This is a genomic window from Massilia sp. ZL223, from assembly GCF_018119395.1.
Classification (GTDB): domain Bacteria; phylum Pseudomonadota; class Gammaproteobacteria; order Burkholderiales; family Burkholderiaceae_D; genus Telluria.
On record NZ_JAGPWD010000028.1, the window covers coordinates 73,541 to 80,135 of the forward strand.

At 65.0% G+C, this 6,595-nt stretch carries 7 protein-coding genes; all 7 read left to right on the forward strand.

Going from position 1 to position 6,595, the window contains the following annotated elements; genetic code table 11:
- Positions 1 to 5: 5 nt before the first annotated feature.
- The 7 genes from KBW95_RS17195 to lpxC all read left to right on the forward strand — a co-directional run bounded on the left by KBW95_RS17195 (position 6) and on the right by lpxC (position 6,515).
- On the forward strand, positions 6 to 830 hold the full coding sequence (locus KBW95_RS17195) for a cell division protein FtsQ/DivIB (RefSeq protein ID WP_211525378.1): 825 nt from the start codon (positions 6 to 8) through the stop codon (positions 828 to 830).
- Positions 831 to 844: 14 nt separating this feature from the next.
- Positions 845 to 2,077, forward strand: a complete 1,233-nt coding sequence (ftsA, locus tag KBW95_RS17200; RefSeq protein WP_211525379.1) for a cell division protein FtsA — start codon at positions 845 to 847, stop codon at positions 2,075 to 2,077.
- A gap of 142 nt (positions 2,078 to 2,219) precedes the next feature.
- Complete coding sequence (gene ftsZ / locus KBW95_RS17205; RefSeq protein ID WP_211525380.1) at positions 2,220 to 3,413, forward strand: cell division protein FtsZ; 1,194 nt, start codon at positions 2,220 to 2,222, stop codon at positions 3,411 to 3,413.
- 238 nt (positions 3,414 to 3,651) lie between these two features.
- Positions 3,652 to 4,155 (forward strand): peroxiredoxin, encoded by a 504-nt coding sequence (locus KBW95_RS17210; protein ID WP_211528850.1) that lies wholly within the window; start codon positions 3,652 to 3,654, stop codon positions 4,153 to 4,155.
- Positions 4,156 to 4,201: 46 nt separating this feature from the next.
- Positions 4,202 to 4,651 carry a GNAT family N-acetyltransferase gene (locus KBW95_RS17215; protein ID WP_211528851.1) on the forward strand — a complete coding sequence of 150 codons (450 nt, stop codon included), beginning with the start codon at positions 4,202 to 4,204 and terminating at the stop codon, positions 4,649 to 4,651.
- A gap of 35 nt (positions 4,652 to 4,686) precedes the next feature.
- Entirely contained in the window at positions 4,687 to 5,529 is an 843-nt protein-coding gene (locus tag KBW95_RS17220; protein ID WP_211528854.1) for a DMT family transporter, read from the forward strand.
- A gap of 50 nt (positions 5,530 to 5,579) precedes the next feature.
- Positions 5,580 to 6,515: a UDP-3-O-acyl-N-acetylglucosamine deacetylase gene (gene lpxC, locus KBW95_RS17225; RefSeq protein WP_211525383.1), complete on the forward strand. Its 936-nt coding sequence runs from the start codon at positions 5,580 to 5,582 to the stop codon at positions 6,513 to 6,515.
- The last annotated feature ends 80 nt before the right edge of the window (positions 6,516 to 6,595 follow it).

Here is a 6,595-nt window from a genome sequence, read left to right on the forward strand (position 1 = left end):
CGCAGATGTGGCATGACGTCCGGTCCCTGAATGCAAGCGCCAGCGCGTTGACCGCGCTGACGGTGCTCGCCTGCCTCGCCTCGATCGTGTGGTGGCTGTCGCAGCTGCCCATGTTCTCGCTGCGCGCGGTGACGGTGGAAAGCATGTACGGGATTGACCTGCGCCACGTGAACGAACTCACGGTGCGCAACGGCGTGATCGGCAAGATTCGCGGGAACTTCTTCACCGCCGACCTGGAGCAGGTGAGGACCACCTTCGAGACCGTTCCCTGGGTGCGCCGCGCCACGGTGCGCCGCGAATGGCCGAACCAGCTGATCGTCGAGGTGGAAGAGCACGAAGCGCTCGGCACCTGGGGCGAGGACGGCCGCCTGCTGTCGGTCAAGGGGGACGTCTTCACCGCCAACCTGGGCGAAGCCGGCGACGATCACGAATTGCCGGCCTTCGAGGGCCCGCTGGGGAGTGAGAAGGAAGTACTGGCCCGCTTCACCGAACTGCGCGCGCTGTTCGCGAAGGTAGAGCTGATGCCGCAAGCGCTGTCCCTGTCCAACCGGTACGCCTGGACCGTGAAGCTGGACAACGGCATGAGCGTGGCACTGGGACGCGAGCAGGACCGCAACACGCTGAAGCACCGCGTGCGGCGCCTGGTCGGCGTGTACCCGCAGCTGGTCGCCCGGCTGCAGGAAGGGCGCATCGACACGATCGACATGCGCTACCCGAACGGACTGGCGCTGTCCTCGGCCGCACTGAGCGTGCCGAGCGACGCCACCAAGCCGGTCAAGGCGGCGAAAAAGAAAACGACTACGACAACCAAAACTAGCAAGCACATCTAAGCAGGCAAACAGCAATGACTAAAGACGCGAAAAACCTGATCGTCGGCCTCGACATCGGCACCTCCAAGGTGGTGGCGGTGGTGGCCGAAGTGATGTCCGACGGACGCCACGAGGTGATCGGCCTCGGTCAGCACGAGTCGAAAGGATTGAAGAAAGGCGTGGTCGTCAACATCGAGGCCACCGTCGAGTCGATCCAGCGCGCCCTGGAAGAGGCGGAGCTGATGGCCGACTGCAAGATCCGCAACGTCTATGCTGGCATCGCCGGCAGCCATATCCGCTCGTTCAACTCGAGCGGCATGGTGGCGATCAAGGACAAGGAAGTCACCGCGACCGACGTGGCGCGCGTGATCGAGACGGCCAAGGCGGTCAACATTCCGACCGACCAGCAGCTGCTGCACACGGTGCCTCAGGAATTCATCGTCGACAACCAGGAAGACGTGCGCGAGCCGATCGGCATGAGCGGCATCCGCCTGGAAGTGCGGGTGCACATCGTCACCGGCGCGGTGTCGGCGGTCCAGAACATCGTCAAGTGCGTGCGCCGCTGCGGCCTCGAGGTCTCGGACCTGATCCTGCAGCCGATGGCCTCGGCCGACGCCGTGCTGACCAACGACGAGAAGGAACTGGGCGTGGTCCTGATCGACATCGGCGGCGGCACCACCGACATCGCCGTGTTCTCGGACGGCGCGATCCGCCACACGGCGGTGATCCCGATCGCCGGCGACCAGATCACCAGCGACATCGCGATGGCGCTGCGCACTCCGACTGGCGAAGCAGAAGATATCAAGATCCGCTACGGCGTGGCCAAGCAGGTACTGGCCGACCCGGGCGAGACCCTGGAAGTACCGGGCCTGGGAGACCGAGGCCCGCGCGCGCTGTCGCGACAAGCGCTGGCGGCCGTTATCGAGCCGCGCGTGGAAGAACTGTTCGCGATGGTGCACCAGGTGGTGCGTGAATCCGGTTACGAAGGGGTGCTCTCGTCGGGCATCGTCCTCACCGGCGGCAGCGCGATCATGCCGGGCATGATCGAGATGGCGGAAGACATTTTCCTCAAACCGGCGCGCCTCGGCACGCCGGACTACCGCGGCCAGCTGGCCGACGTGGTGCGCAGCCCCCGCTACGCCACCGTGCTCGGCCTGCTGCTGGAAGCGAAGAAGCAGTACCTGCGTGGCCACATCGTGACGCGTCAGGATGGTTCCGTGAAGGCAGTGTGGCAGCGTATGAAGGAATGGATAGCTGGGAATTTCTGAAGCAGGGATAGAAGTAAAAAATTCGTCGTAAAAATTCGTCACTAAATACAGATTTTTAAATACAATCGCAGTTACCGGATGAGGCGCATATTTCGAGCCTCGCCTCGTACCGGGACAGCATTTTGAATATTAGGAGTTCATCATGGAGTTCGATATGGTCGATAACGCAGCACTGGGAACCGTGATCAAGGTTGTCGGCGTCGGTGGCGCCGGCGGCAACGCGGTTCAGCACATGATCAATAAGGGTGTGTCCGGTGTTGAGTTCATCGCCGCCAACACGGATGCGCAGGCGCTGGCCGCCTCGAGCGCGCACAACGTGATCCAGATCGGCCCGTCCGGCCTGGGCGCCGGCATGCGTCCGGAAGTCGGCCGCCAGCTCGCCGAGCAGTCGCGTTCGCGCATCGAAGACGCGCTGCGCGGCGCGCACATGGTCTTCATCGCCGCCGGCATGGGCGGCGGCACCGGCACCGGCGCCGCCCCGATCGTCGCCGAAGTCGCGAAGTCGATGGGCGCCCTGACCGTGGCCGTGGTCTCCAAGCCGTTCTCCTACGAAGGCCAGAAGTGCATGGACGTCGCCGAATCCGGCCTGGAAGAGCTGACCAAGCACGTGGACTCGCTGATTGTGATCCTGAACGAGAAGCTGGAAGACATCTACGAAGACGAGTCGATGCTGGACTGGATGAAGCACGCCGACGACGTGCTGAACAACGCGGTGGCCGGCATTGCCGAGATCATCAACGTGCCGGGCCACATCAACGTCGACTTCAACGACGTCAAGACCATCATGAGCGAGCAGGGCAAGGCCATGATGGGCACCGCGACCGCCTCGGGCGTGGACCGTGCGCGCATCGCCGCCGAACAAGCCGTGGCTTCGCCGCTGCTGGACGGCATCGACCTGTCGGGCGCCAAGGGCGTGCTGGTCAACGTGACCGCAAGCCGTGGCCTGAAGGGTAAGGAGATCAAGGAAGTCATGGCAGCCGTCCGTGCCTTCGCCGCTCCGGACGCGTCGATCGCACAAGGTATCGCCTACGACGACGCCATGGGCGACGAGCTGCGCGTGACCGTGGTCGCGACCGGCCTGGGCAAGAACAAGAAGATCCAGCTGGTGCAGCCGCAGCCGATGCTCAAGACCGGCACCTACAATGCCCCGACCATGGCTGGCGCAGCCTCGGTGAGCGGCGGCATGGCCATGGGCGCAGCCGACACCGCCGTCGGCGGCCTGAAGCAGCCGGCCGTGTGGCGCCGCGAGCAGGCATCGGAGCAGGTGCAGGCGATGCAGCGTAACGGTGTCGAGACCTACGACATCCCGGCGTTCCTGCGCAAGCAGGCTGACTGACTACTAGTCGGTTGAAATCCTGAAGGGGGCCAGCGTGAGCTGGCCCTTTTTATTTGTGCGCGGGCAGACCGCCATCTCCAGCTAGTACCGCACCCTTTGAGCCGTCATCCCCGCCACTGGCGGCGATGACGGTTTTGAGGGTGGTGGGCCAGTGATACATCGACTTGGCTCGTTCGCTGCAAGGACGTCCCGGATCGGCGATAATTGCCAGATTCTCAAAACACCTCAAGGAGCGCACATGACCATTCAAATCGGCGATCGCCTGCCGGAAGGCACCCTGTCGGAATTCATCGAGACCGAGACCGCAGGCTGCTCGCTCGGCCCGAACACCTTCCAGGTCGCCGACCTGGTCAAGGGCAAGAAGATCGTGATCTTCGGCCTGCCGGGCGCCTACACCCCGACCTGCTCGGCCCAGCACGTGCCGGGTTACGTCCAGCACGCCGAAGCCCTGAAGGCCAAGGGCGTGGACGAAATCTGGTGCATCTCGGTCAACGACGCCTTCGTGATGGGCGCCTGGGGCCGCGACCAGAAAGCGACCGGCATCGTGCGCATGATGGCCGACGGTAACGCCGCCTACTCCAAGGCCCTGGGCCTGGACGCCGACTTCTCCAAGCACGGCATGGGCACCCGCTCGAAGCGCTACTCGATGCTGGTCGAAGACGGCGTCGTCAAGCAACTGAACGTGGAAGCCGCCGGCTTCGAAGTCTCGAGCGCCGAAAAGATGCTCGAACAGCTGGGCTAATCGAAAGCCAACCCCTGCAAACGGCGCCGCGGCGCCGTTTTTAGTCATGATCATCAATACCGAAACCCCCGACCAGCCCGAAGTACGGGCCATGCTGGAGAAGCTCGACGCCTACCACGCGGAGCTCTACCCGGCCGAATCCAACCACCTGCTGGACGTGGACTCGCTGCTGCGCGAGGATGCACTGTTCCTGGTCGCGCGTGACGTTGGCGGCAAGGCGGTCGGCTGCGCCGCCCTGGTGAACCGCGGCGGCTACGGCGAGATCAAGCGCATGTACGTGGACGAGGCTTGCCGTGGGCGCGGCGCCGCCACCCAGCTGCTGGAGCACCTGAGCATGTTCGCGCGCATGTCCGGCCTGCAGGCCCTGATGCTGGAAACCGGCATCCACCAGGCGCCGGCAATCCGCCTCTACGAGCGCGCCGGCTTCGTGCGCCGCGAGCCTTTCGGCGGCTACCGGCCGGACCCCTTGAGCCTGTTCATGGAAAAGCGCCTTTGAAGCATTCGGGTAAAAACCTGTACAGCATCTACGCGATGCTGCTGGCCGTGTTGATGTTCGCCATGATGGACACGGCCATGAAGCTGCTGTCCGCACGCTATCCGGCGATCCAGGTGGCGGCGCTGCGTTCGCTCAGTTCCCTGCCGCTGGTGGCGGCCTATCTCGGCTGGCGCGGCGCCTACACGGGTATCCTGCGGATCCGCTGGGGCATGCATGTGCTGCGCGCGTTGCTCGGCATCCTGATGCTGGCCTTCTTCGCCTACGGCCTCAAGAAGCTGTCGCTGGCCGAGGCCTATTCGATCTTCTTCATCGCGCCCGCCCTGATCACGGCGCTGTCGGTGCTATTCCTCAAGGAGCGGGTCGACCTGGCGCGCTGGGTGGCGATCGGCGTCGGCCTGTGCGGCGTGCTGGTCGTGCTGCGCCCCGACGGCGCCGGCTTCCTGACCATCGGCGGGGTGGCGGTGCTGGGTTCCGCCCTGTGCTACGCCGTTTCCGCGATCACGGTGCGCATCCTGTCGCGTACCGACCGCAGCGAGCACATGGTGTTCTGGCTGATGCTGATGATGGCCATCGGCGCCAGCGCCATGGCCGCGCCGGACTGGGTCGGCATGCGCACGGCCGACATCCCGCTGCTGTGCGGCCTGGCGGTGACGGGCTTCATCGGCCAGCTGGCGATCACCGAGGCCTTCACCAAGGGCGAGGCCTCGAGCGTCGCGCCCTTCGAATATTCGGCCCTGGCCTGGGGCGTCGGCCTGGACTGGCTGCTGTGGAAAACGCTGCCCGACGGCTACACCTTGCTGGGCGCCGCGATCATCATCGGCAGCGGTTTGTATCTGATTCGCCACGAAAAACAGCACGTCGAATCCGAGCATCCCTGAGGAAGGGGGCCTCGCCGGCAAGGCCGGGAGAGCCGGGCTATAATCGGCGGATGCTGAAACAACGAACCATCAAAGAACTCGTCCGCACCACCGGCGTCGGCCTGCATTCGGGCCGCAAGGTGGAGCTGACCCTCCGTCCTGCCGCGGCCGATACCGGCATCGTGTTCCGCCGCGTGGATTTCGACCCCATCGTCGAGATCCCCAGCAGCGCCGAGGTCGTGGGCGACACCCGCATGGCCTCGGTCCTGATCAAGGACGACGCCCGCGTTTCCACCGTCGAGCACATCATGTCGGCCTGCGCCGGCCTGGGCATCGACAACCTGTATATCGACGTCACGGCCGAGGAAATCCCGATCATGGACGGCTCGGCCTCTTCTTTTGTGTACCTGCTGCAGCAGTCGGGCGTGGAAGAGCAGGACGCGCCGCGCAAGTTCATCCGCGTGCTGAAGGACGTCGAAGTGCGCCAGGGCACGGGCGCCGGCGAGAAATGGGCGCGCCTGTCGCCCTACGATGGCTACAGGCTGGACTTCTTCATCGAATTCAACCACCCGGCGGTGGACGGCACCATGCAGCGCGCCGTGGTGGACTTCGGCGACATCACCTATGTGCGCGACGTCGCGCGCGCGCGTACCTTCGGCTTCATGCAGGACGTGGAAAGCCTGCGCGGCATGGGCCTGGCGCGCGGCGGCTCGCTGGAAAACGCGATCGTGATGGACGAGTACCGCATCCTGAATGCGGACGGGCTGCGCTACGAGGACGAGTTCGTGCGGCACAAGATCCTGGATGCGATCGGCGACCTGTACCTGGTGGGGCACCCGCTGCTGGCCAGCTACACGGCGCACAAGTCGGGGCATGCGCTCAACAACGATTTGCTGCGGGCTTTGCTGGCGCAGCCGGATGCGTATGAGATCGTGACCTTCGACTCGCTGGGAACGGCGCCGGCTTCTTACGTACGGATGATGTCGAGGGAGTGGGCGCAGAGCTAAGGGCTGCGCATCGAAACTTGGGTTCCGGGGGGGGGCGGGGGGGGGGGGGCCCCCCCCGGCGCCCCCGGGGGGGGGGGGGG

Coding starts and splice junctions, on each gene's coding strand:
- KBW95_RS17195 (WP_211525378.1), top strand. CDS start 6: ATGTGGCATGACGTCCGGTCCCTGAATGCAAGCGCCAGCGCGTTGACC.
- KBW95_RS17215 (WP_211528851.1), top strand. CDS start 4,202: ATGATCATCAATACCGAAACCCCCGACCAGCCCGAAGTACGGGCCATG.
- lpxC (WP_211525383.1), top strand. CDS start 5,580: ATGCTGAAACAACGAACCATCAAAGAACTCGTCCGCACCACCGGCGTC.
- KBW95_RS17210 (WP_211528850.1), top strand. CDS start 3,652: ATGACCATTCAAATCGGCGATCGCCTGCCGGAAGGCACCCTGTCGGAA.
- ftsA (WP_211525379.1), top strand. CDS start 845: ATGACTAAAGACGCGAAAAACCTGATCGTCGGCCTCGACATCGGCACC.
- KBW95_RS17220 (WP_211528854.1), top strand. CDS start 4,687: ATGCTGCTGGCCGTGTTGATGTTCGCCATGATGGACACGGCCATGAAG.
- ftsZ (WP_211525380.1), top strand. CDS start 2,220: ATGGAGTTCGATATGGTCGATAACGCAGCACTGGGAACCGTGATCAAG.